This window comes from Candidatus Villigracilis vicinus, assembly GCF_016702885.1.
Taxonomy (GTDB): domain Bacteria; phylum Chloroflexota; class Anaerolineae; order Anaerolineales; family Villigracilaceae; genus Villigracilis; species Villigracilis vicinus.
Window position 1 is genome coordinate 68,461 of the sequence record NZ_JADJDD010000025.1, and the last position, 26,021, is coordinate 94,481.

At 51.0% G+C, this 26,021-nt stretch carries 22 protein-coding genes; 17 read left to right on the plus strand and 5 right to left on the minus strand.

Annotation, left to right across the window (positions count from 1 at the left end; translation table 11 throughout):
- Nucleotides 1–8 precede the first annotated feature (8 nt).
- From IPG80_RS16100 to yqeB, 10 genes are all read left to right on the plus strand, one after another.
- Nucleotides 9–662: a transposase gene (locus IPG80_RS16100; protein WP_345108803.1), complete on the plus strand. Its 654-nt coding sequence runs from the start codon at nucleotides 9–11 to the stop codon at nucleotides 660–662.
- 36 nt (nucleotides 663–698) lie between these two features.
- Nucleotides 699–3,656: a molybdopterin cofactor-binding domain-containing protein gene (locus tag IPG80_RS16105; protein ID WP_345108806.1), complete on the plus strand. Its 2,958-nt coding sequence runs from the start codon at nucleotides 699–701 to the stop codon at nucleotides 3,654–3,656.
- 166 nt (nucleotides 3,657–3,822) lie between these two features.
- A complete protein-coding gene (locus tag IPG80_RS16110; protein WP_345108809.1) occupies nucleotides 3,823–4,764 on the plus strand; it encodes a histidine kinase N-terminal 7TM domain-containing protein in 942 nt (313 codons plus the stop codon).
- Nucleotides 4,739–5,188 carry an HD domain-containing phosphohydrolase gene (locus tag IPG80_RS16115; protein WP_345110145.1) on the plus strand — a complete coding sequence of 150 codons (450 nt, stop codon included), beginning with the start codon at nucleotides 4,739–4,741 and terminating at the stop codon, nucleotides 5,186–5,188. Before IPG80_RS16110 ends, IPG80_RS16115 begins: the two co-directional genes overlap by 26 nt.
- A gap of 53 nt (nucleotides 5,189–5,241) precedes the next feature.
- Nucleotides 5,242–6,585 carry a DHHA2 domain-containing protein gene (locus IPG80_RS16120; RefSeq protein WP_345108812.1) on the plus strand — a complete coding sequence of 448 codons (1,344 nt, stop codon included), beginning with the start codon at nucleotides 5,242–5,244 and terminating at the stop codon, nucleotides 6,583–6,585.
- Between the two features lie 82 nt (nucleotides 6,586–6,667).
- A complete protein-coding gene (locus IPG80_RS16125) occupies nucleotides 6,668–7,543 on the plus strand; it encodes an alpha/beta hydrolase (RefSeq protein WP_345108814.1) in 876 nt (291 codons plus the stop codon).
- Nucleotides 7,544–7,596: 53 nt separating this feature from the next.
- Nucleotides 7,597–8,091, plus strand: coding sequence for a DinB family protein (locus tag IPG80_RS16130; protein WP_345108817.1), 495 nt, complete (start codon nucleotides 7,597–7,599; stop codon nucleotides 8,089–8,091).
- Nucleotides 8,088–8,843 carry a DUF1361 domain-containing protein gene (locus tag IPG80_RS16135; protein WP_345108821.1) on the plus strand — a complete coding sequence of 252 codons (756 nt, stop codon included), beginning with the start codon at nucleotides 8,088–8,090 and terminating at the stop codon, nucleotides 8,841–8,843. The genes IPG80_RS16130 and IPG80_RS16135 overlap by 4 nt, the downstream gene beginning before the upstream one ends.
- Before the next feature lie 57 nt (nucleotides 8,844–8,900).
- Nucleotides 8,901–9,617 (plus strand): DUF1361 domain-containing protein, encoded by a 717-nt coding sequence (locus IPG80_RS16140; protein WP_345108824.1) that lies wholly within the window; start codon nucleotides 8,901–8,903, stop codon nucleotides 9,615–9,617.
- Nucleotides 9,614–10,414 (plus strand): selenium-dependent molybdenum cofactor biosynthesis protein YqeB, encoded by an 801-nt coding sequence (yqeB, locus tag IPG80_RS16145; RefSeq protein WP_345108826.1) that lies wholly within the window; start codon nucleotides 9,614–9,616, stop codon nucleotides 10,412–10,414. Before IPG80_RS16140 ends, yqeB begins: the two co-directional genes overlap by 4 nt.
- Nucleotides 10,415–10,509: 95 nt before the next feature.
- Here yqeB and IPG80_RS16150 read toward each other — a convergent pair whose 3' ends face one another.
- The 3 genes from IPG80_RS16150 to IPG80_RS16160 all read right to left on the minus strand — a co-directional run bounded on the left by IPG80_RS16150 (nucleotide 10,510) and on the right by IPG80_RS16160 (nucleotide 15,524).
- Nucleotides 10,510–11,235, minus strand: coding sequence for a response regulator transcription factor (locus IPG80_RS16150; RefSeq protein WP_345108829.1), 726 nt, complete (start codon nucleotides 11,233–11,235; stop codon nucleotides 10,510–10,512).
- A complete protein-coding gene (locus tag IPG80_RS16155; protein ID WP_345108832.1) occupies nucleotides 11,232–12,815 on the minus strand; it encodes a response regulator in 1,584 nt (527 codons plus the stop codon). The genes IPG80_RS16150 and IPG80_RS16155 overlap by 4 nt, the downstream gene beginning before the upstream one ends.
- Nucleotides 12,816–12,926: 111 nt before the next feature.
- On the minus strand, nucleotides 12,927–15,524 hold the full coding sequence (locus IPG80_RS16160; protein WP_345108835.1) for a GAF domain-containing protein: 2,598 nt from the start codon (nucleotides 15,522–15,524) through the stop codon (nucleotides 12,927–12,929).
- 71 nt (nucleotides 15,525–15,595) lie between these two features.
- On the opposite strand from IPG80_RS16160, the gene trmFO reads away from it, so the two are divergent.
- From trmFO to IPG80_RS16195, 7 genes are all read left to right on the plus strand, one after another.
- A complete protein-coding gene (gene trmFO / locus IPG80_RS16165; RefSeq protein ID WP_345108837.1) occupies nucleotides 15,596–16,936 on the plus strand; it encodes a methylenetetrahydrofolate--tRNA-(uracil(54)-C(5))-methyltransferase (FADH(2)-oxidizing) TrmFO in 1,341 nt (446 codons plus the stop codon).
- The gene (locus IPG80_RS16170) at nucleotides 16,933–17,904 is read left to right on the plus strand and encodes a M28 family peptidase (protein WP_345108839.1); all 972 of its coding nucleotides are present in this window, start codon (nucleotides 16,933–16,935) and stop codon (nucleotides 17,902–17,904) included. Before trmFO ends, IPG80_RS16170 begins: the two co-directional genes overlap by 4 nt.
- Nucleotides 17,905–17,945: 41 nt before the next feature.
- Complete coding sequence (locus IPG80_RS16175) at nucleotides 17,946–19,220, plus strand: HAMP domain-containing sensor histidine kinase (protein ID WP_345108841.1); 1,275 nt, start codon at nucleotides 17,946–17,948, stop codon at nucleotides 19,218–19,220.
- Nucleotides 19,180–20,553 carry a GTPase HflX gene (gene hflX, locus IPG80_RS16180; protein WP_345108844.1) on the plus strand — a complete coding sequence of 458 codons (1,374 nt, stop codon included), beginning with the start codon at nucleotides 19,180–19,182 and terminating at the stop codon, nucleotides 20,551–20,553. The genes IPG80_RS16175 and hflX overlap by 41 nt, the downstream gene beginning before the upstream one ends.
- Nucleotides 20,550–20,753 (plus strand): hypothetical protein, encoded by a 204-nt coding sequence (locus tag IPG80_RS16185; protein ID WP_345108846.1) that lies wholly within the window; start codon nucleotides 20,550–20,552, stop codon nucleotides 20,751–20,753. Before hflX ends, IPG80_RS16185 begins: the two co-directional genes overlap by 4 nt.
- Before the next feature lie 9 nt (nucleotides 20,754–20,762).
- Nucleotides 20,763–22,748, plus strand: a complete 1,986-nt coding sequence (locus tag IPG80_RS16190; RefSeq protein WP_345108849.1) for a protein kinase — start codon at nucleotides 20,763–20,765, stop codon at nucleotides 22,746–22,748.
- 311 nt (nucleotides 22,749–23,059) lie between these two features.
- Nucleotides 23,060–23,656: an SET domain-containing protein-lysine N-methyltransferase gene (locus IPG80_RS16195; protein ID WP_345108852.1), complete on the plus strand. Its 597-nt coding sequence runs from the start codon at nucleotides 23,060–23,062 to the stop codon at nucleotides 23,654–23,656.
- A 98-nt stretch (nucleotides 23,657–23,754) separates the two neighbouring features.
- On the opposite strand, the gene IPG80_RS16200 is transcribed toward IPG80_RS16195, so the two are convergent.
- Complete coding sequence (locus tag IPG80_RS16200) at nucleotides 23,755–24,987, minus strand: phospholipase D-like domain-containing protein (RefSeq protein ID WP_345108855.1); 1,233 nt, start codon at nucleotides 24,985–24,987, stop codon at nucleotides 23,755–23,757.
- Between the two features lie 85 nt (nucleotides 24,988–25,072).
- Nucleotides 25,073–26,014: an ACP S-malonyltransferase gene (gene fabD / locus IPG80_RS16205; RefSeq protein ID WP_345108858.1), complete on the minus strand. Its 942-nt coding sequence runs from the start codon at nucleotides 26,012–26,014 to the stop codon at nucleotides 25,073–25,075.
- Nucleotides 26,015–26,021 lie beyond the last annotated feature (7 nt).

The window sequence follows — 26,021 nt, forward strand, 5'->3', positions numbered from 1 at the left end:
CTCAAACAATGGCAGATTTCTTTCAACGCAACCTCCCGCATTATCATCAACCAAATGCCACATATTTCATTACTTTTCGCCTAGCAGGAAGTCTACCTGTGGAGATTTGGAAGAACTTGAAGGAAGAGTACGAGCAAGAAAAAAGAAATCTGGCAACAAGACATTCAGGAGCTAAATTACAAGAAGAACGGTATAACCTGCAAAAACGTCATTTTGCCCGTTTTGACGCTTTGCTTGAAAACGATGAAGGAAGTCCGCGCTGGCTGGCAGAGCCTCAATTTGCAGATATCGTTCAACGCGAGCTTCATACGTTGTCCCCCGAACATTACAATTTACACTCATATTGTCTAATGCCCAATCACTGCCATTTGCTTATTAATCAACAAGACATTCAGGAACCACCATTACCTATTGACGGGAAGCACTACACATCCTTGAGTCATGTCATGCGCCTACTCAAAGGTCGAACAGGGTATACCTGCACAAAATTACTGGGGCGCAAAGGCGCGTTCTGGCAGCATGAAAGTTACGATCATGTTGTAAGAGATGACAGAGAATTTACAAGAATCCTTGATTACATTGTCAATAATCCAGTCAAAGCTGGGTTGGTTGAGAAATGGCAAGACTGGTCTTATACTTACGTCAACCCCAATTTGCTGTAGAACAAGTCTATAGACTTGTTCTACGAGGAGCAATACATGAACATCACACTCAAGATCAACGGAATTGAATACATCATCGATGCACCCGCGTCCACCACCCTGCTGGCAGCTTTGCGCGGACTGGGTTTCCATGGCGTGAAGTTTGGCGATGAGCAAGGTCTCACCGGCGCAGATACGGTTTTGCTGGATGGCAAACCGGTCAACGCAGGGTCGATGCTTGCGGCGCAGGCGGAGGGTCATGCCGTAGCAACCATCGAATCTCTGGGCGAACACCCAGAACAAGGCTGGAGAAAGACCGATGGTCTGCATCCACTGCAAAAGGCTTTTGTTGAATCCGGTGCAATCCAATGCGGATATTGCACGCCTGCACAGATCCTCGCCGCGAAAAGCCTTCTGGAGAAAAATCCGAAACCCAGTGAAGATGAAGTCCGTGAGGCGATCTCTGGCGTGTTATGTCGCTGTACAGGATATCTCAAACCGGTGCAGGCAGTTTTAAAAGCAGCCGCAGTGATGCGCGGCGAAACACCCGAAGATGGAGAAGCAGTCAACTGGGATCTGGGAAACTGGGGGAATCGTCCGGAAGCGCCTAACAGCCCAAGTGACCAACTCACCAACGTTATGACCAAGCCCAAAGTGGTGCTCACATCAGAGACGCAAACCTGGAAAACTGTCGGCAAACCCGAAAAGAAGGTGGACGCCATTAAATTGGTGCAGGGCAAACCTGCCTTTACTGCCGACATAGACATGCGTGGAATGTTACACGCCAAAGTGCTGCATTCGCCTCATGCACATGCACTCATTAAGAACATAGATGCAAGCAAGGCATTGGCACTGAAAGGGGTGGTCTCGGTGTTAACATGGAAAGACCTGCCTCGTGTGGTGTACTCCACTGCCGGGCAATCAGACCCCATTCCGGGTCCACTGGATGCATTTTCACTGGATCACAAGGTACGATTTGTAGGTGACCGCGTGGCGTTCGTTGCCGCAGAAACGCCTGAAATCGCCGAGCAGGCGCTTGCATTGATCGATGTTGAATATGAGATTCTGCCTGCCATCATTGACTCACGCGATGCAATGAAACCCGATGCAGTCAAAATTCACGACGAACCAGAATATGTCAACTTTGCAGATTCCAACCCTGATAAAAACCTCGCGGCTCACATCCGCATTGATATTGGCGATGTCAACAAAGGATTTGCAGAAGCCGACGAGATATTCGAAGCTGAATACGAGGTACCCAAAGTACAGCATGGTCATATCGAACCGCATGTCTGCGTAACCTATTGGGATGAAGACGACCGCTTGGTGATCCGCACTTCCACACAGGTGCCATTCCATGTGCGCAGAATGATGGCGCCCGTGTTAGGCTTGCCTGTAAAACGCATCCGCGTGATCAAGCCGCGCATTGGCGGCGGCTTTGGCGGCAAACAGGAAGTGTTGATGGAAGATGTAGCCGCCCATCTGACGATCGCCACCAGACGCCCGGTGATCTACGAATACACACGCGAAGAGGAGTTCATTGCTGCACGTTCTCGTCACCCCATGCGTGTCAAAATGAAGACCGGCGTCAAAAAAGATGGGACAATTACAGCCAACGAAATGTATGCGCTTTCAGACACCGGCGCATATGGTTGCCACGCGCTGACAGTAACCGGTAACACGGGACATAAATCCATGGCGTTATATGTTGGTGATGGGGAATATCGCAAAGCGCCCAACATCCGCTTCTATGCTGATGTCGTCTACACTAACACCCCGCCTGCTGGAGCCTTCCGTGGGTACGGCGTACCGCAAGGTTACTGGCCCCTTGACCGTCATTTGGAAAAAATCGCCCGCGCCATGGGCTTTGACCCAATCGAATTCCGTTTGAAGAACGCCATCCGCCCGGGTGAGTATCATCCCTTCTCAACCGCTTGGAACGAAGGACGCGAACCACGTCCCGAGATCATCCACACCGTTGGGCTGGAGCAATGTGTGGCTCAAGGGAAAGCCGCCATTGGCTGGGATCAGAAATTCGGGAACAGCGAGTTCCATAAGCAAGGTACAAAACGAAAAGGCATCGGCGTGGCAATGGTCATGCAAGGGACAGCCATCCCCTACCTGGATATGGGCGGTGCATCGATCAAGATGAATGATGATGGTTCGTTCAACATGCTGGTCGGCGCGACCGACCTCGGCACCGGCTCAGATACGGTCCTTGCCCAAATGGCAGCAGAGGTTTTGGGCGTCCCCATCGATGACATGATTACATACTCATCGGACACTGACTTCACACCGTTTGATGTTGGCGCATACGCCTCCTCGACCACTTATATTTCCGGCACAGCAGCAGTCAAAGCAGCTCAGATCGTGGCAGAGCGGATCAAAATCCGCGCAACGATGATGCTGGATCTGCCAGAATCAGAAGCGGCAAACATCCGCTTGGTCGACCGAAAAGCCATGTCACCAGATGGGCGTTCAGTATCGTTCGCGGACATTGCACTGCATGCCCTGCACAAGGCAAATCAAGAACAGATCATGGGTGTTGCGAGCTATGTCTCGCCGGTCTCACCTCCGCCTTTCGCAGCACAATTTGCCGAAGTGACAGTGGACACGGAAACAGGTCAAGTGACAGTGGATAAATTGGTCATGGCAGTAGACTCCGGTGTGATCGTCAATCCGCTTACGGCTTCAGGTCAGATCGAAGGCGGCATGATGCAGGCGCTTGGCTACGCCGTCTCGGAAGAGATGCGGTACGATAGCAAAGGCGTTGCCTATGAACGCGATCTGGAGCGCTACCACCTTCTGCGTGCAGACGAAATGCCGGAGCTGGAAACCATCTTTGTGGAAACCTTCGAGCCAAGCCATCCGTTCGGCGTGAAAGCGGTGGCGGAGATCCCCATGGACGGGGTGGCACCAGCAGTTGGCAACGCCATCCTCGATGCTATCGGCGTCAACGTGGATGTGAACCCAACCACACCAGAACGAGTCTGGAAGGCGATCAAACATCAGTAAGCAGGAACGGGCAATCACAATGAAGACGCGCGGAGTCAAATCCCGCGTCTTCATTTTTGTAATGAGTTGGCTTCCGGGGGAGAGGCGGGATATAATAACGAGCATTCTTGATCAGTGTGCCCAATTATGATTCTCCGTACACATCGCTGCCACCAACAATGTCATTATGAGTGAAGAAAAAATTATTTTTTTGATCCCATATGCAGGGTCGCTGGGAATTTCCCTGGGACTCCTTTTTTACGTTTGGGCGTGGAGAACGTCCAGAGGCGCAATCTCCTTTTTTTTATTCACCCTCAGTCAAACCATGTACATCACCGGAAATATTCTGGAGATGGTTTCACCCACATTGAACGGAAAGATTATTTGGGAAAGTTTTCAGGCAGTCGTTGGGAGCATGGCGGTCATTGCCTTTCCCATCTTTATCATTCAGTACACCGAATTTAAAATCAAGAACCAAAACCTGCTATTTGCACTTAGCTTTGTATTTCCGATCCTATTTTCTGTCCTGAGCATCGCAAAGGATTATCACAGCCTGATCTACCTAAACCCAAGAATCTTACCCACCAAACCATTCACGGCATTGGTCTATGAGTATTCGCCGGTTTTCATCACGTACACAGTCTATATCTTCTTCATTGTTTTCTCTGGTTGCGCAGTTTTGGTCCACAAAATGATCCAGCCTCACAGCCTGTACAGGAATCAATCCGCGTTCATTCTAGCCGGGCTGATGCTGCCAGTGCTGGGCTCGATCCTTTCGCTTGCCGGTATTTATATTACTGCACAACGAGACTCTTCTCCATTCACGGTTGCCATTGGAAACTTGCTGCTAGCCTGGGGGTTGTTCCGTTTTCGTATTTTTGATATGACACCCGTTGCACGCGACAACGTATTTGAGACTCTGGTCGACCCGGTTGTGATCCTCGACAAAAACAACAGTATTCTGGATGTCAACACAGCCATGCTTGACCTGCTTGGAAAAGAATCGAAAGATGTCGTTGGGCAATCGGCAAAGATCGTTTTCGAGAACTTCCCGATCCCGATCAAGCAATACAACCGAATCTGCCTTGAAGATCGCCCTGAAGATGGGGATCCAGGGAGAAATGCTTGAAGATATTCGCAGCGGGTCGATCCTGCATGATATTGGAAAGATCAGCATACCAGACGAGATCTTGCATAAACCGGGCAAACTCACTCCCGAAGAACGCCTGATCATTGAAAAACATCCTGAGACGGCATTTAAACTACTCTCGCGAATTCCCTTTCTGAGCAAAGCCGTCGAGATCCCATACTGCCACCATGAGAAATGGGACGGGACGGGTTATCCACGCAAACTCGCAGGAGAGCAAATCCCCCTTTCAGCCCGCATCTTTGCCGTCGCTGATGTTTGGGACGCGCTTAGCAATGACCGTTCCTACAACAAAGCCTGGCCCCGTGAACAGATCATTGAGTACTTTATTGAACAAACCGGTAAACATTTCGATCCCGTTGTTGCAAAGTTGTTTTTATCCATGGTAGAAAAAGGCGAGATATAATCAGGGATAATATCCCTTTGGGGATAAAAGAATTCAAGGAAGAAAAGAAAAGAATGCCTGATCAGATCTATGTTGTAGGACACATCAACCCCGATACCGACTCTGTTGCTTCCGCCATGGGCTATGCCTGGTTGTTGCGCGAACGGGATGGGCTCAACACCGTCGCAGCCCGAGCCGGGGCATTAAACGCTCAGACCTCATGGGTGCTAAAAACCCTCAAATTGGATGCCCCCTACCTGCTTACCGATGCATCACCGCGTTTCGATTCTGTCATGCAACGGCTCGACAGTCTACGCCCTGATGCGCAGCTTGGTTCCGCCTGGACGCTCGCCAGCCGCACCGGCGGGCTTGCTCCCATCGTCAATGAAGATGGGACTCCGTATGGCATGGTTAACGGTATGAGTCTGTTCAAATATTTCAGCGACACACTCGGTCCACGCCCTGGCGATACGACCGTGCGTGAAATGATGTCTGCCCAGTGCCGCGATGCCGCCGATACGAATGTCCCTAAATTTCAATCAAATGCCCACATCCGTGACTCACTCAACCGCATCCTGCGCGCCGAGATCGACGACTACTGGGTCGTAGACGAAAGTGGACGTTACCTTGGCATTGCACGCCAGCGCAACATCCTAAACCCGCCGCGCCTTAAGATCATCCTCGTTGACCATAACGAACCGCGCCAATCCATTGCCGCGCTCGAAGAAGCCGAATTGCTGGAGATCCTCGACCATCACCGGCTTGGCAACCCGTATACCCATCAGCCCATTCGCTTCACGGTAGATGTGGTCGGATCGACATCCACACTCGTCACAGAACAGATAGCGGAAGCAGGCTTGTCTGCCCTTCCCGCCATTGCTGGTGCGCTTCTTTCTGGACTTTTATCTGATACGCTCATCCTAACCTCTCCCACCACAACAGAACGAGACCGAGCCGCAGCCGAGCGATTGGCGCGTTGGGCGTTCGTTGGCGGCAGCCCGCTGCAAGGCGAGACCATCGATTCTTTCGGGAAAGCCGTTCTCAGTGCCGGAGCGGGACTCTCCAACCGCAAACCGGAAGAGATCGTCAGCACAGATATCAAACCATTCGAGGGCGGCGGTTTCAAGTTCGCGGTCGCCCAAGCCGAAGTAACCGATATCATGCAGCTTTCGGAACATCTCTCCCCGCTCACCAAAGCCCTCGATGAACTGCGTGAAAAACGCGGGCTGGACTTTGCCATGCTGCTCGTCACCGATGTCGTCCGCGGCACCAGCCGTCTGCTGCTTTCATCTTCTGCCCCGCCAATTCTTGACGACCTGCCCTATCCGCCCATGCCCGACGGAACCCGTGACGCCGCTGGCGTGGTTTCCAGAAAGAAACAATTGCTGCCCGCAGTCCTCGGTCTGCTGGAAAGATAATAAAAACTCCAAAACTTTTAAAAGGCACATAGACACAAAAAGCACTTAATCGTCTTTGTGCCTTTGCAGTTCCAACAACAAAATGACCTTTCCCTACCTTGACGAAACGCTTGCGTTGAACGATGAGACCCGCAAAGAATTGCCTGGATCGTTCATCACCCTGCCAAGCGGAGTAACTCACTTTGAGGAAGGCGGCAACCCAAAGGGACAACCCATCGTCCTCGTGCATGGATTCTCCGTCCCGTATTTTATTTACGACCCCACCTTTGAGTTTCTCTGCAGCCAGGGCTTCCGTGTTCTGCGCTACGACCTGCTCGGACGCGGCTTCTCAGATAGACCTCGCATGCGCTACGATGCGGCATTATTCGTACGTCAACTCCGGGAATTGCTGGAAGCTTTAGACTTTAAGCGCATTAATCTTTGCGGAGTTTCCATGGGAGGACCCGTCACCAGTTCCTTCATTGCCGCCCATCCTGAGTCCGTGAAAAAACACATCATGATCGACCCTTCCGGCGCAAGAGCCGTTACACTTTCGCCTTTTCTCAAGGCGGTGAAAATGCCAGTTTTTGGCGAGCTGGCTATCGGTTTATTTGGAACCAACAGCATGATAAAAGGGATAGCCTCAGACCTTTTTACGCCCGAATTAGTGCAACAATTTCAGGAAAAATATCAAGTCCAAATGCAGTATCAAGGATTCAAGCGCGCCATCCTATCCAGTATGCGCAATGGGATGCTGGATTCCTTTATAGAAACCTATAAAAGGATTGGAGGGCTAAAGATCCCAACGCTCTTATTCTGGGGTAAGCAGGATGCCACCGTCCCATTTGAGCACAGCGCAGATATCATACGAGCGATCCCACATGCAGAATTTCACGCCTTTGAGGATTGCGGGCACATTCCGCATTACGAACGCGCAAGCGAGGTTAACAGAATTCTGTTAGAATTTTTAGGTCATTAGATTCGATCATTGGGGGTCATATTTCTTTCCATATAAGCAGACAAGGAGTTCACTTGAATCAACAATACATTCAGAAGCTTTACAGATACAACCAATGGGCGAATGCACGCATTCTTGATACGGTTGCCAAACTCAGCCCGGAGCAATTCCTTGCACCTGCAGGACATCCACACCGCTATTTACGCGGCATTCTTGTGCATACCCTCTTTGCCGAATGGGTCTGGTGCAAACGCTGGACCGGCGAATCGCCAACAACACGTTTGAAACCGGAAGACTTTCCAACTTTTGAGGTCCTGCGCTCACGCTGGGCACAGGAAGAAGATGACTTGATGAAATTCGTGGAAGGAATAACCGAAGAACGTTTGAAAACGCTATTTCAATATACAAGCATGGAGGGCGTAAAGTTCGAGAACACGCTTTGGGAAGCCATGGCACACGTTGTCAATCATGGCATGCAGCATCGCAGCGAGGCTGCCGCCGTCCTTACAGAATTGGGATTCTCCCCCGGCGACCTGGATATGATCCTCTTCTTCCGAAAGAAATTATGAACCCGCAACGGATCAAAAATTTTATCTTTCGCAACCGCCACAACATTGCCGTCTTTGTGCTGCTAAACCTCGCATGCCTGACTTGCATTGTCTTGGTTGGTGCTCGCGTGGTATATACAGACTCTACCCGTCATTCTGGCTTGATCTGGAACCTTTTCCTGGCATGGATCCCGTTCATCCTTTCATACTTTGCACACGCCCTATCATGGAAACGCATGTGGGTGTACCTTGTCATCCCTTTGGTCGCCTTCCTCTGGCTCTTGTTCTTCCCCAATGCTCCATACATGTTGACCGACCTTCAAGACCTTGCGCGTGGAACCGGCAGGGAAGCCCCGCTCTGGTACGATGTCATCATTGTCGTTTGGTGTTCATGGACTGGCACTTTGTTAGGGGTCATTTCCTTGTATCTTATGCAGGATATCATCGCCAGAACTTTCAACCGCTGGATGGGCTGGATATTTGTATTCGTTATTTCGGGGCTGAGCAGCTTTGGGGTTTACATCGGGCGTTTTGTCCGACTAAACTCGTGGGATATTCTACAGAACCCAACAGAAACCGCCATGGAGATCCTCGGTATCGTCATTGACCCCAGCCGCAGGCTGGCTGCCTTCACCCTGTTGTATACAATCTTTTTCTTATTTATCTTTTTATTACTGTATTCATTCAGCCATATGTTACAGGAACAATCAACACTCGCACAAAGTTCGCCGGAACAAATGGCGTCTACGCAGCCCACACAACCGGTCAGATAGGCTTTGGAAGAGATTGGAAGCAGGCGTGCATACAATGCACAAAAGCCTGGAGGCAAAATGTTCAAACAGTTTTACGAAAAGATCAAACCCGCCCGATTTCGTCTTGCCGTTGTTGGTCTATTGTGCATAGCAAGCCTGATCTCTGTAGCGTTATTCCGCATCCGCACCATAATGAGCGGTACAATGGATTACGACTTCCTGATGTGGAACCTTTTTCTCGCCTGGCTGCCGCTTGGCATGGCTTATACAGCCTCAAGTTTTGCAGGTAAGCGCCGCTTTGTCACATTGACCGTTCCGATTGCCGCCCTGCTTTGGCTCTTATTTTTCCCCAACGCGCCATACATTCTGACCGACTTGTTCCATTTACGTCATCCGCGTGAGAATATCCCCATCTGGTTCGACACCCTGCTCATCAACTGGTTTGCCTGGACGGGAATTCTGCTCGGTATTTTTTCGTTATTCCTGATGCAGGATATTGTGCGCAAAGCCTTCGGGCGTGTTACAGGTTGGGTCTTTGTGATGATCGTCAGCACCTTATGCGGCGTTGGCATCTATATGGGTCGCTTCCTGCGTTGGAATTCATGGGATATGCTCCTGCATCCTTTCGAACGTATACGCGAGATGCTGTATTATGCAACACATCCCAGCTTGCAAGCCATTATGTTCATCAGCGTATTTTCTTCGCTGTTCATTTTTATATACATCACCACATATGCGTTCGGTTTGCTGTTTCAGGAACAAGCGCATCATCCCATTTCAGAGGACACTCCATGAATCCACTCATTCTTATTCGCGGCGGCGGAGATCTGGCATCAGGGGTTGCGCTTCGCCTGCACCGTGTCGGGTTTCAAGTTGCGATCCTTGAGCTCGAGAAGCCCCTCGCCGTGCGGCGCACTGTCTCATTTTCTGAGGCGGTTTATGAGGGCACTCAAACTGTTGAAGGCGTAACGGCAAGGCTTGTTTCAGGAGACCAGTTCCAAGTCACGATGGAAGCGGGCGAGATTCCAGTTTTGGTCGATCCAACTGCAAACATCCTCAATAATCAATTTCTAACAAGTCCAAATTTCACTTTTGTTGTAGATGCACGCCTCACAAAAGCAGAGCCCGATCCGCTGCCAGTGAACGTTGCGCTTCATATCGGGCTTGGACCTGGTTTTACAGCCGGAGCCAACTGCCACGCTGTGATCGAAACCCAACGCGGACATGCTCTCGGCAGGGTGTACTGGGAAGGAAAAGCTTCGCCAGACAGCCGTCAACCCGACGGTGACCAGCGCCGGGTCTTGCGCGCACCGGCGGCTGGAAATGTTGAAACGAAGAAAAGGATTGGCGATCTTTGCAAAGAAGGGGAAACGATCGCAACAGTAGGCGGCAAAACCATTATTAGCCCGTTCGATGGGATTCTGCGCGGATTAATCCACTCGCGTGTGCAAGCCACTGAAGGGATGAAGATCGGTGATGTGGACACACGCAATGATCCGAGTATGATCCATTTCGTCTCTGACAAAGCCCTATCCGTTGCAGGCGGCGTTCTGGAAGCAGTGTACATGAAATTAAAGGGAATGGAAAATTAATTTTTCAAGATCACGCCAGTCATAATGACTCACGATAAAAAAGGAGACAGCCATTCTCAGCTGTCTCCTTTTTTATCGAATACCACCAAACAAAACTACCCGCCCTCGTATAGATACCCCGTTCCGCGCACACTGACAACTTTTTCTGAAAGGGACGGGAAGGCTTCCAACTTATGGCGCAGGCGACTGACAAGCGGGCGCAGGATCTCGGGAGCTTCGCGCGCTGAAGTGTCGTAGCCTTGTACAAGCAGCACTAGTTCGCGATGCGAAAAGACCTTGCCCTCATTTTCCATCAGGATGCGTAACAAGCGTCCTTCGGCAGGCGTTAGATGTTCGATCTTGCCCTTGAAACGGATCTGACGCCGGGAAAGATCGACCATGGTGCCATCTTTGAGCGTATATACTTCCTGGGTAGATTCGGTACCGGTCACTGCGGCATTATTGACCCGTGAACGGCTGCGTCGACCCAAGCCCTTCTTTACGCTGGCAAGAATCTGCGCGGGGGAAGCGGGCTTTAATAAATAATCATGGATGCGTAATCGCAACGCCTGAATGGCAGTTTCGATGGAACCATGCGCTGTTAAAAGGATGATCTCGGTTTCAGGTGAAGATTGATTCACGACCTGAATGACTTCCAGCCCATCCATTCCCGGCATTTTCAGGTCAACGATCATTAAGTCCACGGCATGGGTGCGGATGTGCTCAACAGCCGCCTGCCCATTCGGGACGGAAGAAACGATAAACCCCTCAAGCTTTAGAATATCAGATAGGGATTGCCGGGCTACAGGTTCGTCATCAACGACAAGGATGTTAGACTTCATTGTGTTCCTCCGGTTGGCAGTAGGATTCTAAAACAAGCCCCGGGAGCGCGGTCGACGAGCAGTTCGAGCGAGCCTCCGTGTGCGGTAATTATATTGTAACTTACGGTTAAGCCCAACCCTGTGCCTCCATCTTTGGTACTAAAGAAGGGTTCAAAGATATTGGCTTGTTCCTCGCTTGAAATCCCCTTTCCGCTGTCTTGAAATAAAAATTCAACCCCATCCTCCCAGGTGCGGGCAGTAATGCGCAAATCGCCACCCTCAGGCGCCATGGCGTCAGCAGCGTTCAAGATCAAGTTTATGAAAACCTGCTGGATCTGACTCCCCACCGCTGTGATCAACGGCAAGTCGTCACGAATATCCTTGATCACGTTCACCTTCGCCTCAGACATCTGCTTCGCCATCAGGCTCAAGACATATTCCAACATATCCACCAGATTGACCTTGGTTTGGGTGACGGCATTTGGGCGATAAAAATCAAGCATGCGTCGGGCAGTGACCATCAGGCGTTCAAGTTCTGTGCGTGCCAGATCAAAATATTCCTTGCGTTTTTCTTCAGGCAGGTCATTACGCCCGGCAAGATGTAGACAGTTTTGCACAGCCTGTAATGGATTATTGATCTCATGTGCAATGGATGCGCTTAAACGCCCGGCGGCAGCCATCTTTTCGGCTTGGATCAATGCCTTCTGTGAGGCTTCGATCTGGCGTACATACTCCAATTGCTCAGCATACAACCGTGAATTCTCAAGCGCCGTGGCAGCCTGCCTTGCCAGAATTTGGAACATCTCCAGATCTGATTCGCGGAAGGCAGGCTCACTGACTCCGCGTGCCGCAAAGAAAACTGTGCTAAGGCTGGGGTGGCGTACAGGCGCGAGAATCGCCGAACCCAGTTCGAGGTCTGCAAGAAGCGCTTTGAGAGCATGGTCACCAGGACCGGCAATGTTGATCAGGATAGGCGAATCCGTCGTAGTGGCGCGGGCTAGTAACTCCATCAATGGTTTGGATTCTGATGCCCCGCGTGCAGCAAGACGGGTGTATCCCTGCACATCGTTCTTTTTTTGGTAGCATGCCGCCTGTGAACAACTTAATTGCCCGCCAATGGCTTTGATGATTAGATCAAGCAGCGGCGCCTGCCGTCTTTCAGAGAGTAATGACTCTGTGATAGCAAAGAGCGGACGAAGTGCCTGTGTACGGGCGGCATCGCGTTTCTTTTGATTATCTGCAAACGCCAGCTGAACGGCATCGACAAGTTCGGCACCCTGCTTGAACGGTTTGAGGATCAAACCATCGACGCCTTGCCGCAGGGCACGAATGGCGGTATCCACCGTGCCATGACCGGTCATGATGAGGATCGCAGCATCGGGCTGCCAACGTTGGACGTGCTGAATAACTTCGAAACCATCCACATCCGGCATGCGGATATCTACAAGCAGCAGATCGATCGGGTTATCTTCAAAATAGTCAACTGCCTTACGCGGATTGGTCTCAGTGGCAACTCGATAGCCAGCGCGGGTAAGTACGCGGTCACATAGCATGGCAATGCCAGGTTCATCATCAACGACGTAAACAAAAGGTGATTCCATAAGCCTATCCTGCTCGTAGAGCGGGGCTGAAACCCATCATGTAATTTTTGGCTAAAATAATGGTCCAGCGGAAAATAAATTCTGAGTACATAGCCCGACCTACATTCACTATCATAACGGCAGCCAGACTTCAAAAACCGAGCCGCGCCCAGTCTGACTTAATACCTCGATCGTCCCGCCATGATCGGCAACAATGCCATACGTAACCGAAAGTCCCAGCCCTGTGCCGCCGCGATTGCCCTTGGTGGTAAAGAACGGCTCAAAGATCTTGGATTGGTCTTCAGGTGTAATTCCCGTCCCCGTATCACGCACAGACAGGACGATCCAGTCCCTGTTTTCACGCTTTCCCAAAAAGGTACGCACCTGCATCTCGCCGCCCTTGGGCATGGCTTGTAACCCATTATGAATTAGGTTGAGCAGGACTTGCTTCATTTGATTCGAGTCAATGGATACCCAGGGAAGTGATTCATCCAGGTCAAGAATGAGTGCAACATTATTTGTCTGAAGCAAATGCCGCGTCAATGCGATCACATCATTCACAACCTCGTTCAAATCAGCATTAGCACGGATGCGCTCGCCCTGCCGTGAGAAATCCAGTAAGCGGCGCACGACCGAACTTGCCCGCCGCGCCTCCTGCAAGACCATGAGCAACTCCTGCCGATGAGCCGAATCTTCGGGTAGGTCTTCCAGTACCAACTCAGAAAAACCCGTCACTGTGGTCAGCGGGTTGTTTAATTCGTGCGCCACACCCGCCGCCATTTCACCGACTGCAGCAAGTTTTGCCGCTTGCAAAAGTCGATTCTCTGCAGCACGCTGGGCTTCCATGCGCTCTTTGAGCTCAGTCTCCGTCATTCTCAATTGCCGGACGGTCTCCTGCAGTTTCTGATATTGGTTTGCGCTGGTTACCACCGAAGCAAGAATACCCGCCAGCGCTTCCATCGCAATGAGGTCGTTATGTGAAAAAGCGTTGAGTTCACGGCTTTCGACATCAATAATACCGAGTATTTGTTCGCCATCCTTTACGGCAACACATATTTCCGAACGCGCCAGCCAACCCTTGGATGATTTATAAAGTTTGCTTTGGGTCGTGTCATTGAGCAAAACACTTTCGCCTTTGCGGGAGACATGCCCCGTTACCCCGCTCAATTGCAGGAATTCCTGATCTCCTAATGCCTCCTTAAAGATCTGCGCCTGTGTACCACCAATGCCTTGAATGGAATACTCGCTTCGTCCATCCATAAGCAGAATGGCAGCAAGCTCATACTTGAAATATTGCGCAACCAATTCAGCCGTAATGGAAGCGACCTCTTTTTTATCGTTCAAGCCAATGACTTGTTGCACGACTTCATGGATCAACCCCAAGCTCCTCGCCCTGCCTTCCGCTTCCTCACGCAGACGGGTGTATTCGATCAACCCTGCCAGATGGCTTGCGATCACCACCATGAGATGTTCATCATATTGGCTGAACGTCTCGGCATGAGAATTTTCAATGACCAGTACGCCGGTTGCCTGTCCGCGATAACGCAACGGGACGACCAGTTCGGAACGGGCAGTCTTATGAATGCCGACAAAACCTTCACGCGACGAATCCGAAATGCGACGAACCCGACCCTCTTTCAATAACGGCTGAATGGGATGATCTGCCACAGAAACGCTGATGACGTTCAATTTTCCTTCGAGCAGGCGATAATCACGCAAAATACGTCCGTCACTGGAACGAAGGAAGAGGGCGATCAATTCCGTGTTAAACGCACGTGAAAGCAAGCCAAACATGCGCCGCGCGATCTGATCAAGGTTTTGCGCCGAAGATACGGTCAACACGAAATCGTTGAGCAAACCCAGACGCCTCAAATGAGAAGACATCTCGGAAAAGGTAACAACAATATCCACCGTCTGCGGGACACTCGCCGCCAACTCGCGCAGTTGACCTCGCTCTGCCATCGTAAAGTCCTTTTGACGCCACATCGCTACAATGCCGATCAAGCGTTGCCCAATAACTAATGGCAGGCAGATCCATGCGCCGCCGCTGGGTTTCATGGCAGTGAATGGAAGTTGGTCAAAATTAGGTTGACCGCGAGTAAGCAACAGGTCAGACAGAGACCGGTTCACCCGGCGGAAGATCGGATTGTCATCAATCAATAAGGAGGCGCCACGTGACTTCGGCGCGTTCCATTCGGCTTGGATGTCGAGCGCGTCGCCGCGGCGGATGGCTAGCCAGGCTCCCTGACAAGCCACTGCCTGCACGAAACTGCTGAGAACTTTTTCGAGGGCAAGCGGCAGGTCGAAAGCCAGGCCAGATTGCAGGTCAGGCAGAAGCGCCTGCCCTTTCGGTGTGAATTGACCGGCAAGCAAGGAAGCCGTGAGTCGCCAGATCCGTTGCGCGGCAGCGGGCTGATCCAACGCGCCTACGAGAATCAATTTGGAACTATTAGAAATGGGAAAGGCAAAAAAACGCCCCTGCCCTACTGAATTATTTTCCGGGATCTCTGCCGAGCGCGTATGTCCCCCACTCAGCGCACCACACAACCACGCATCTGTGGATGAGCCAGCCATAATACCGGTCAACTCATTCTGAGCAGACTTATTCAAATGATGCGAAGCCCGCACCAGCCAAACCCCTCCGACGCGTTCCGCCAAAACAGCCCACAATGCACCGGTAAGCTGCACTGCTTCTTTGAGTTGGGAATCTATGAGGGTATCAGTCTGCATGGTATGTGCTGTTCAAATTATACATTACGATGCAAGCTCCTTGAGTTTTCCGGATGGTAAAATAGCGCCCTATGAATACTATGATCGTAATTGGCGGCGGACTCGCCGGAAGTGAAGCCGCCTGGCAGCTTGCCCAGCAAGGCATTCAAGTAAAACTTTATGAAATGCGCCCCGGCAACCCGACAGGCGCGCATGTGACCAATGATCTGGCTGAACTCGTCTGCTCGAATTCACTCGGCTCCAACCAATCTGACCGCGCCTCCGGTGTTCTGAAAAATGAACTGCGCCGGTTGAATTCGCTTTTAGTGGAATGCGCTGAAGCAACGGCACTCCCTGCCGGGGCAGCTCTCGCCGTAGACCGAGAAGCCTTTGCCCGCCGCGTTACTGAGAAAATTCAAAGCCACCCAAATATTGAGTTGATCCGCGAAGAGGTAAAGGAGATACCCGCCCAACCTGTCATCATCGCCAGCGGACCCCTCACCTCAGACAACCTCTCCAAGTCCATTGCGGCATTGAGCGGCGACGAGCACCTATTCTTTTTCGACGCCATCTCTCCCATTGTCCGTGCCGAAAGCATCAACATGAACATTGCCTTCCGCGCCTCGCGTTACGACAAGAGCGAGCAGGAGGAAGGTGATTACATCAACTGCCCCTTCACAAAGGAGCAGTATTACGAATTTCTCAATGCACTCCGCACCGCCGAACGGATCGAATTGCGCGCCTTTGAAGATGCCATCAAAAGCGGCGTGAAAGCCGGGCACTTCTTTGAAGGCTGCCTGCCAGTCGAGATCATCGCAGAACGCGGCGACGAATCTCTGGCGTTTGGTCCCATGCGTCCGGTCGGCTTGCGCGACCCGCAAACCGGCAAACGTCCGCACGCTGTGGCGCAGTTACGGCAGGACAATCTCGCCGGAAGTTTATATAATATCGTCGGCTTTCAAACAAACTTGAAATTCCCCGAACAGCGCCGTGTCTTACGCATGATCCCTGGCTTGGAAAATGCCGAGTTCGAGCGCTACGGACAGATGCACCGCAACACCTTTATCGCTTCTCCCAAACTTCTGCGCCCCACTTTGCAGCACATCACGCGAGATGATTTATTCTTCGCAGGTCAGATCACCGGCGTGGAAGGTTACATGGGCAATATCGCTACAGGTCTTGTGGCAGGGCTTAACGCCGCGCGATGGCTAAAGGAACAAAGCCTGCTTACCCTGCCGCAAGAGTCCATGCTGGGTGCCTTGTGTCATTACATCACCCATGCCAGCCTCAAAGATTTTCAACCAATGAAAGCCAATTTCGGCATCCTGCCTGAACTTGGCTTGGAGAAGAAGATCGGCAAACGCGAAAAGGGGCAAGCCTACGCAGACCGCGCTGCACAAACATTGGATAATTATTTGCAAGCCAATCCATGATGAATAAACGCGCTGTCGTCCTTTATCTGACCTTGATCAGCGGCTTGTTATTGATCGTAGCCGGATGGTACACCGCTTCATTTCTAACCTTTGGAGCTGGTACTGAATCTGCGGGCGAAACCGCAGCTGTTAACTTCACCACGGCTACCGCCGGCGTCACCGCACAACCAGAATCTTTTGACGGGGCACGTGCTTACATAGATGTCCAAACACAGGTGGATATGGGACCGCGTACACCCGGGTCGGAGGGGCATGCCCAAGTCCGCGAATGGATGCGTGAGGAGTTGGAATCTGCCGGATGGACGGTGGAATTCCACGAGTCGGAGCGACTGGGTCATCCTATTTACAATCTCATTGCCAAACGCAGCAGCGAGCAGCCACAGATCATTTTTGCCGCACATTACGATACGCGCTTCGCCGCAGATAATGACCCCGACGAAAGTAAGCGCACGCAACCTGTGCCCGGCGCCAACGACGGCGCTTCCGGTGTGGCAGTTTTGCTCGAATTGGCTCGTACCCTGCCGGAGAGTACCATTCCTGTGTGGCTGGTCTTCTTTGACACGGAAGACAACGGACGCATCGAAGGCTGGGACTGGATCCTCGGTTCACGCGCCTTTGTAGAGGAAATACCCATCCAACCCCAAGCCGTGGTGATCGTGGATATGATCGGGGATGCCGACCTGAACCTTTATTACGAAAAAAACTCCGACAAGACCATCCGCGCTGAAATTTGGGAAACGGCAGCCCGGCTTGGGTACGGAAATGTGTTCATTCAAACCGAAAAACACAGCATGTTGGACGACCATACCCCCTTCCTTGAGAAGGGCATCCCCGCTGTGGATATCATTGATTTCGACTACCCGTACTGGCATACCACAGCCGATACGCCAGACAAAGTTTCTCCAGAAAGCCTGCAAGCCGTGGGCGACACCCTCTGGCACTGGGCAGCCAGCCGAACGGGGGAATAACAGTATGGTCAAAAGTTGGGACTGGGCGTAAACTTACGGGAATGGTAGTACAAACTTCGCTGCAAAAAATACGCGCTACATGGGTGGAACGCATTTCCCGCGAACTGGCCGCAGGGGAAGGTGTGCGTGCAGGTTTTTCCGAACAACTGGAACGCTTTTACGAACTGCTTGAACAGACCATTATCAGCGGTGATACCGCCTGGCTGGATCCCATTCTGTATGATTGGGGACGCTCCCCCACAGAAACAAACCTGGAACAAGCCGATTACAACGTCTCTTTTGTACTTAATCGGATGATCGCACTTACCATCGAAGTGGCACAAGATCATCTGGAGTACAAGGACGCCCTGGAACTGCTGGCAGCAGTGACACCAGTACTCACACACAGTTTGAGTGTGGTGATCCGCTATGAAATGGAAACCCGCGTTGCGCACATCTCCAAGGAATTGGGGCTGGTACAGGAAAAACTGCAAACCCTCGACCAGAACAAATCCAAATTCATTTCAGTGGCGGCACACGAACTAAAAACCCCACTGACCCTCATTGAAGGCTACACGTCCATGATGGCAGATTTGGTGCAAAATTCAGAACAGGCTCAGATGAAAAATTATCTGAGCGGCGTAAATACCGGCATTTTACGCCTGCGCGACATTATTGACGACATGATCGATGTCTCCCTGATCGATAACAATCTACTGACCCTCAATATTCAGCCCATGTGGATCAGCCATCTGTTGAACCTCATGCGCAACGAGTTCAAAAAACCTATTGCCGATCGCAGACAGAACCTGGTGATCAACGAATTTGAAGGCAGTGATATGATGATCTACGGTGACTCAGAACGCCTGTATCAGGCGCTCAACAATGTAGTCACAAATGCGATCAAGTACACGCCCGATAAAGGGACCATCACCATTGACGGGCGCATGCTCCCCGGATTTATTGAAGTAACAGTGAGCGACACAGGCATCGGCATTTCTCCCGAAAACCAGACCTTGATCTTCGATAAGTTTGGTCAGCTTGGCAGGACCGATCTGCACTCAAGCGGCAAGACCAAATTCAAAGGCGGCGGACCGGGGCTGGGTCTCTCTATTACACGCGGTATCATTGAAGCACACAGCGGTACGATCTGGGTCGAATCTGCAGGCTATGACGAAGTAAAATTACCGGGTTCCACATTCCATATTCTGTTACCCACACGCACCGAGCCTAGCAACCCGGTGATGATCAAATTCTTTGGAAATAACGACAAGCAAAAATTAGAAACGGAAACCAGTGGCAAAGAAAATACCCCAACCAACGACCCCTCCGCGTGAACGCGCCTTTTTAGCGGGCGTGGAACTTCACGATAACAAACAACTCCTTTCCCTTGAAGACTCTCTCGCAGAACTAGCCTTACTGGCAGATACCGCCGGTGTGGATGTAGTTGGTGAGATCACCCAAAAACTCAGTCGCCCGCACGTCGAAACATACATCGGTCCCGGCAAGGTGGAAGAACTCAAACTACTCTCTGAGGAAACCCTGGCAGAAGTTGTCATTTTTGATGATGAATTATCACCGCGCCACCAGCGTGAATTGGAAAAAGCGCTCGGCAAGAACATCCGCGTTATTGACCGTACCGCGCTGATCCTCGACATCTTTGCTCAACACGCCCACACAAAAGAAGGCATGCTGCAAGTGGAGCTTGCTCAGTACGAATACAACCTCCCCCGCCTCACCCGCGCATGGACACATTTGGAGCGTCAGGCAGGCGGCGGCGGCGGACGAGCCGGTTCGACAGGCGGTGTGGGTTTACGCGGTCCCGGTGAAACCCAATTGGAAGTTGACCGCCGAACTATTCGCAAACGTATCTCGCATATCAAAACCGAACTTGAGAAAGTAGAGGCACATCGTCTGCGCTATCGTGCCCAACGCAAGCGTTCACGCATTCCAACCGTCGCACTTGTTGGCTATACGAATGCCGGGAAGTCCACTCTGCTAAACCGCCTCGCCAAAGCAGATGTTTATGTTGCCAATCAATTATTTGCGACCTTAGACCCAACCACCCGCCGAGTACAACTCCCTGGGGATAACCTTGCCCTCATTACCGATACGGTTGGATTCATTCAGAAACTTCCCACCGCATTGATCGCCGCCTTCCATGCAACACTGGAAGAAATCGCTGAAGCCGACCTGCTCCTGCACATGGTCGATATCTCTCACCCCAATGCATTGGGGCAGTATCAAGCCGTGCTGCAAACATTGGAAGAGATCGGCGCGAATCATATTCCCATGATCACCGCCTTGAACAAGGCAGACCAATTGAAAGATCCGGAAAATGCCGCGCGCATTCTGGAAAACTTCCCCAAGTCGGTTGCCATATCTGCACTGAAAGGCACAGGAATCGATAATTTGCTCATGCTGGTTCAGGCTGAATTATTCGAAGCCTATGAGCAGATCGGTGTGCGCCTCCCTTATAAAGAAGGAGCTTTGATCTCACTTTTTCATGAGCTTGGGCAGGTAGAGCGTGTGGAACACGAACGCGGCGGCGTCATCATCCATGGCAGCATCCCCGGCAGGCTTTTGGCGCAATTTGCAGCCTGGAAAATAAAACCGAACAGCAGTTCCCCCCATATCGCTGAAGAAGAAAACGACCTGGAGGAAGTATGATCTCTAAACTACTTGATAATCTTTCCAACTATCTTGCTCACCGCAAAGGCTTGTTGCCGATCATTGGATTAGTTTTGATCTTCCTCAACCTGCTGATTCAATTTATCGTCCCTGGTTCACTGCTTGCCACCAGTAATCTCTTCCTGCATATCGGCTTGATGATCGCCATCTTCGGCTTGATGCTGGCATGGGCGCTCTAAGAATCCATAATGGCGTCCGCGGTTACGCATAAAATTTTATTCAATCAATATCGGGTTGAAGAGCTCATCGGCATCACACCGTTGGGCGAGTTATACCGCGTCACCGATGAACGCAGCAACCTGCCGCTTGCACTTACCATCCTGCCTAAATCCATTTCAAGCAATCCTGAAGCGCTTAAGGAGCTTGAAGTCAATTCAACCCGTTTGCAGGGTCTCAGTCATCCCAATTTAAACAAATACCTTGGAATCCAAAAAACATCCGAACAAACCTGCCTGCTCGAAGAATGGGTCGACGGTCCCTCACTTAAAACTGTCCGCGAACGCGGGAGATTAAATGCTGTAGAAGCACTCTTCTTCGCGAAACAGATCTGCAACGGGTTGGAAACCCTCCACAAACAAAAACTAATCCATCTTCACCTCGCCCCCGAATTGATCCGCATCAACAAACGGGGCGAAGTCATTCTTTGCGGAATCGCTGGCGCCCAGTCAGTCGGCGCAAAAATGAAGAGCAAACCCGGCAAGTATCAACCGCTATACAACGCTCCTGAACAATTTCTCGAGCAAACACTCACTCCCGCCGCAGATATTTATGCACTGGCGGTATTGCTCTACGAATTGACGACAGGCAGCTGGATCAACGGGAAGTCCGCGCCGAAAACCAGCGACTCGATCCGCAAAACGCATCTGGACGTAACGCCGCCTGCTCCCGCCTCCCTCAACCACGACATCCCCGACAACTTCTCACGAATGGTTCTATGGGCTTTACGAAAAACGCCGGATGACCGCCTAAAATCAACAACCGAATTGCTGTCCTCTCTTGCACTTGGTACTCAACTACCCTTGGAAAAGGTCCCATCGCGTGCCACCCCCGAAATGACCCCAATCATCTCGAACATCCTTAGTGATTGGGATTTCCTCCCGGCACCTCAACCAACCACCGTTCGTGCAGATACGATCCCACTGGAGGAACGCCTTGCAGCGATCACTCCACCGAAGAAACCAACTCGACGCGTGGGTTACTTTCCCGTTTTTTTGTTCCTCCTGCTCGCAGGTTTTCTTTCGCTCTTTCTTTTCGTACGCCCCGCCGCAGAAACGCTGCTCCCCACACCCATCGTTTTCACATCCATTGTCGTTGATTTCACTCCCGAACCAACCGCCACTCTCACCCCGCGTCCGACGTTGACCAATGGCGGGCGTATCGTCTTCACCTGTACCCGCGGCGAATACAACCAACTATGTATGATAAATCGTGACGGGAGTAACCTCGTCCAGTTAACGGATATGGGAGCCAGCAACTACTATCCCATCTCTACTCTGGACGGCAGCTCAGTGCTTTTCGCCTCCAACCGCAGTGGACCTGCGTTCGACTTTTTCATTTTGAACTTCAGCGAACGGGAAGTCTTTCAAGTAACGAACAATGTCGGCAATGTTATCTCGCCAGATTTTTCACCGGATGGGCGTTTTATTGTTTTCGCCAACCGGGTTGGCGATAATCCCACCGCCATATGGATGGTCAACGCAGACGGTCTAAATCCGCATTTGGTGTATACAGGAGCAGGTGATATTGTCTCTGTTAGTTGGTCGCCCGATGGCGAAAAGATCGCCTACGCCATGAATACGGGTGTCCCCCAGGAATACGAGATATTCACGATGGATGTGAATGGGCGGAACCACATCCAGATATCCAAAGGGCTGCAAGGCATTGGCGGCAGCGTGGACTGGTCCCCTGATGGGACGTCACTTTTGATATACGCCGGTCCGTTTGGGGATAAAGATATCTTCAAGATCGACGTTGCCAGCGGCAGCTTCGCTCAATTAACCGACGGCGGCAATAATGCTGGTGCATCCTATTCACCCAATGGTCAGTTCATTGTTTTCAACTCCCTGCGCAACAACGATCAGGCAGATCTTTACATCATGGAAGCAGACGGCTCCGGTATGAGGCAACTCACAAACGATCCTGAGCCCGATTGGGGAGCAAATTGGATCGAGTAATGTGGGTATTTTGTGGGGAAATAAGGGCAAAATGGGTGGAATCAATTCGGAGCGAAAATGAAGCGCAAACAGGTCTTGAATCGACGATGTCATTTTTGCACTCAACACGTCAATGCAATATCGTTTATGAATTGCAAAGAACTCCACAATAACGAATCATTAATCAAACGAAAATAATCTGCGCAATTAAAACCTTTACACTGCGGATATTTAATGTATTATTGATACATCAATGGCGTTTTTCGCGGCTCGTCCACCGCGGGAGGCGCTGTTAATCTTTAATCCACAAAAAACGAAAGGTAATTATATGAATGTCCAAGCAACCGAGTTCCTATCTGTCTTCTAAGTTGGAAGGTCGCCTGAAAGCCGACGAAAGCGGAAACAGCATTTTCGCCATCGAACCCATTAAGAAGGGTGAGTTAATTGCTGTTTTCGGCGGCGTTGTTTATGAATGGGAGACCTTTATCCACCTACCCGAACTTGAGCGCATGTTATGCATCCAGGTAGAAGATCGTCACTTCCTGGTACCGCGCCCCATTGGAGAGGGAGATTATGTCAATCACTCGTGCAATCCGAATGCGGGTCTTTCGGGCCAGATTGGACTTGTTGCCATGCGCGACATCCAAATCGGCGAGGAAGTTTGTTTCGATTACGCCATGAGCGATACGATGGCGTACGACGAATTCGAATGTTTATGCGGCGCGCCCACTTGCCGCGGGAAAGTTGGCGGCAATGACTGGCAGCGCCCGGAATTGCAAAAGCGGTATGCCGGTTATTTTGCCCCGCACGTCCAGCGCAAGATCGATGCGCAGAAGGCGGAACGACGCGCCTTTGACCGGGCAATGCGCGAAAAAACCAGCAGCAGCTACGCGAGTAAGGTCGTCACACCCACTGTTGCATTCAAGTAATAACAAAAAAGACAGCCTTGCTTGCAAGGCTGTCTTTTTTGTTGCAATTGAGGTATCTTGGGTTTAACCGATAAATCATTTACTTTCTTTGCTTACAATTACTCACAAGTAAAAGCGCCGGTTTCCACATTCACTGCCTGATCCCATAACTTCTGATATTCCTGTAAATAAAGCCCAGCGATCTCCGGGTTATCCAGGATAATAACGTTTTCTTCATTATCTTCATCGGCGCTGGAAGAGAAGTTCAAAGACCCCGTCACCACAATGCTGTTGTCAATGATGATGATCTTATCGTGTAAAAAGCTTGAGTTACCGTCCTGCCTCACAGGCAGCCCAGCACACCAGAACGTCTTTAACTCCGAACGCGGGCTGTTACTGCCGAAGGTTTCAAATACTCCCTGCACGTCCACGCCAGATTGGGCACGCGCGATCATTGCCTGCGCCATTGGATAATCCGTGAAACTGAAAGCAAGAAAACGAATACTGACCTGCGCATCATTAATCAAGGCGATCAAATGACTTACTGCACTGTCCTCTGGCGAAAACAAAACCTGAATAGGAGTCCCCTCCAGAATCGTCCATTGAGTATTTACAGTGGAAGGCGCACGCCGACCTAATTGGGCATTCCACAGCTCCTCCCATTCCCGTTCATAGATCACTGAAATCTCTGGCGAATACAACACAATGGCATTGTTATTTTGTTTATAAATCCCATTAACTGTAATGTTTGTAGAACCGGTCCATGTGATCTGACGGTCGAAGATCCAGAATTTATTGTGCATCAAGGCAGAACGCCCCGCATCATCCTTAACCTCAACTCCGCCAGCCATCAAGCGGGTGAATTGCCCCCGGTTCGGATTCGCATCAATATCCAAACCGTTTTCATTATCAGTAACCCAGCGCACGTCCACGCCGCGAGCTTTTGCTGCGAGCAAGGCATCCGTGACGCGCGGCAGGTTAAATTCAAACGAGGCGATATGAATGCTAACCTGCGCACCATTGATAAACTGGATCAAGCGGTCTTCAATGGAACCGTTCGAATTATTCGGGTCATTGATGATTAAAGGGTCAGTGAAGTAAACCTCCCATCGCTTCACAACAGGAGCCGGAACAGGCGTATCTGTTACAGCAATCGGCTCTTCAATCAAGGTTTCCGTGATCGGAACAATGATCTGAGGCGTATCAGTGGCAGGGATGATGAAAGGCGGCGGCGTTTCGCTTGCGTAAAACGAGATCTGGGTAACCGGCGGCAGAACCGGTGTTTCAACATCCAGAGGCTCACATGCAACAGTAAGGACAAATATCAGGAGAACAGCAAGTTTCATTTTCATGGCGGGTTTATGGTTCCTGAATCAAAAAGTGACAGCTGCAATATTGTACCGGAAAGCAACTGTCACTTTGGGTTACAAAAAAGCACTACCCCAACGCGGAAAAGTCCTGAGGATTACCCAGTGGATAATTCACTCCCTCGCTGATAATTCGTTTGACCAAACCACCTAATACGGAACCGGTTCCTACTTCTACGAACGAACGCATGCCCATTTCGCTCATTAACTTGACACTATCTGTCCACCGTACACGCGATTGCATTTGGGCTTTGATATCTGCCCGGGCATCATCAGCTGTCTTTAGAATGGACGCATGTACATTTCCGATCACAGGAATCTCCAGTGTGTTCATTGTGATCGAATCCACTGCTTGATTCCATTCCTCTTGAATGGATGCCATCAATGGTGAATGAGCAGCAATGGAAACCGCCAGCGGCAACGCGCGCTTGGCACCGGCTGCTTTTGCTCCAACCATGGCGCGCTCCACCGCGGGCTTCGAACCAGAGATGACCACCTGCCCCGGGCAGTTATCGTTTGCAACCTGCACAAGCTCATCCGCAGAACTGGCTTCAGCACAGACTTTGTCTAGGGTGGGAATATCCACACCTAGTATGGCAGCCATACTGCCGGGAGCAAGCTCGCCTGCACGTTTCATTAACTCGCCGCGTTTTCGAACGAGGCGCAAGCCGTCTTCAAAAGATAATGCACCAGAGGCGGTCAACGCCGATAACTCACCAAGAGAATGTCCGGCAAGCACTGCAGGCTTGAGGTCTGGGAAGAGGCGTGAAAAGGTGCGGAACGAAGCGATGGAATGCAGGAACAACGCGGGCTGAGTATTGACCGTATCGTTTAATTCGGCATCGGGCCCATTCCACATCAGTGTTGAAAGTGAGAAACCCAGGATGGCATCGGCTTCAGAAAAAGCATCACGAGCTGAAGCATGTTCTTCAGCAAGGCTTTTTCCCATCCCCACGGCTTGCGACCCCTGCCCTGGAAAAATGAAGGCAGTGGCATTGATATTTAAGTTCATTCGATCT

Coding starts and splice junctions, on each gene's coding strand:
- IPG80_RS16100 (WP_345108803.1), top strand. CDS start 9: ATGGCAGATTTCTTTCAACGCAACCTCCCGCATTATCATCAACCAAAT.
- IPG80_RS16105 (WP_345108806.1), top strand. CDS start 699: ATGAACATCACACTCAAGATCAACGGAATTGAATACATCATCGATGCA.
- IPG80_RS16110 (WP_345108809.1), top strand. CDS start 3,823: ATGAGTGAAGAAAAAATTATTTTTTTGATCCCATATGCAGGGTCGCTG.
- IPG80_RS16115 (WP_345110145.1), top strand. CDS start 4,739: ATGGGGATCCAGGGAGAAATGCTTGAAGATATTCGCAGCGGGTCGATC.
- IPG80_RS16120 (WP_345108812.1), top strand. CDS start 5,242: ATGCCTGATCAGATCTATGTTGTAGGACACATCAACCCCGATACCGAC.
- IPG80_RS16125 (WP_345108814.1), top strand. CDS start 6,668: ATGACCTTTCCCTACCTTGACGAAACGCTTGCGTTGAACGATGAGACC.
- IPG80_RS16135 (WP_345108821.1), top strand. CDS start 8,088: ATGAACCCGCAACGGATCAAAAATTTTATCTTTCGCAACCGCCACAAC.
- IPG80_RS16140 (WP_345108824.1), top strand. CDS start 8,901: ATGTTCAAACAGTTTTACGAAAAGATCAAACCCGCCCGATTTCGTCTT.
- yqeB (WP_345108826.1), top strand. CDS start 9,614: ATGAATCCACTCATTCTTATTCGCGGCGGCGGAGATCTGGCATCAGGG.
- IPG80_RS16150 (WP_345108829.1), bottom strand. CDS start 11,235: ATGAAGTCTAACATCCTTGTCGTTGATGACGAACCTGTAGCCCGGCAA.
- IPG80_RS16155 (WP_345108832.1), bottom strand. CDS start 12,815: ATGGAATCACCTTTTGTTTACGTCGTTGATGATGAACCTGGCATTGCC.
- IPG80_RS16160 (WP_345108835.1), bottom strand. CDS start 15,524: ATGCAGACTGATACCCTCATAGATTCCCAACTCAAAGAAGCAGTGCAG.
- trmFO (WP_345108837.1), top strand. CDS start 15,596: ATGAATACTATGATCGTAATTGGCGGCGGACTCGCCGGAAGTGAAGCC.
- IPG80_RS16170 (WP_345108839.1), top strand. CDS start 16,933: ATGATGAATAAACGCGCTGTCGTCCTTTATCTGACCTTGATCAGCGGC.
- IPG80_RS16175 (WP_345108841.1), top strand. CDS start 17,946: ATGGTAGTACAAACTTCGCTGCAAAAAATACGCGCTACATGGGTGGAA.
- IPG80_RS16185 (WP_345108846.1), top strand. CDS start 20,550: ATGATCTCTAAACTACTTGATAATCTTTCCAACTATCTTGCTCACCGC.
- IPG80_RS16190 (WP_345108849.1), top strand. CDS start 20,763: ATGGCGTCCGCGGTTACGCATAAAATTTTATTCAATCAATATCGGGTT.
- IPG80_RS16195 (WP_345108852.1), top strand. CDS start 23,060: ATGTCCAAGCAACCGAGTTCCTATCTGTCTTCTAAGTTGGAAGGTCGC.
- IPG80_RS16200 (WP_345108855.1), bottom strand. CDS start 24,987: ATGAAAATGAAACTTGCTGTTCTCCTGATATTTGTCCTTACTGTTGCA.
- fabD (WP_345108858.1), bottom strand. CDS start 26,014: ATGAACTTAAATATCAATGCCACTGCCTTCATTTTTCCAGGGCAGGGG.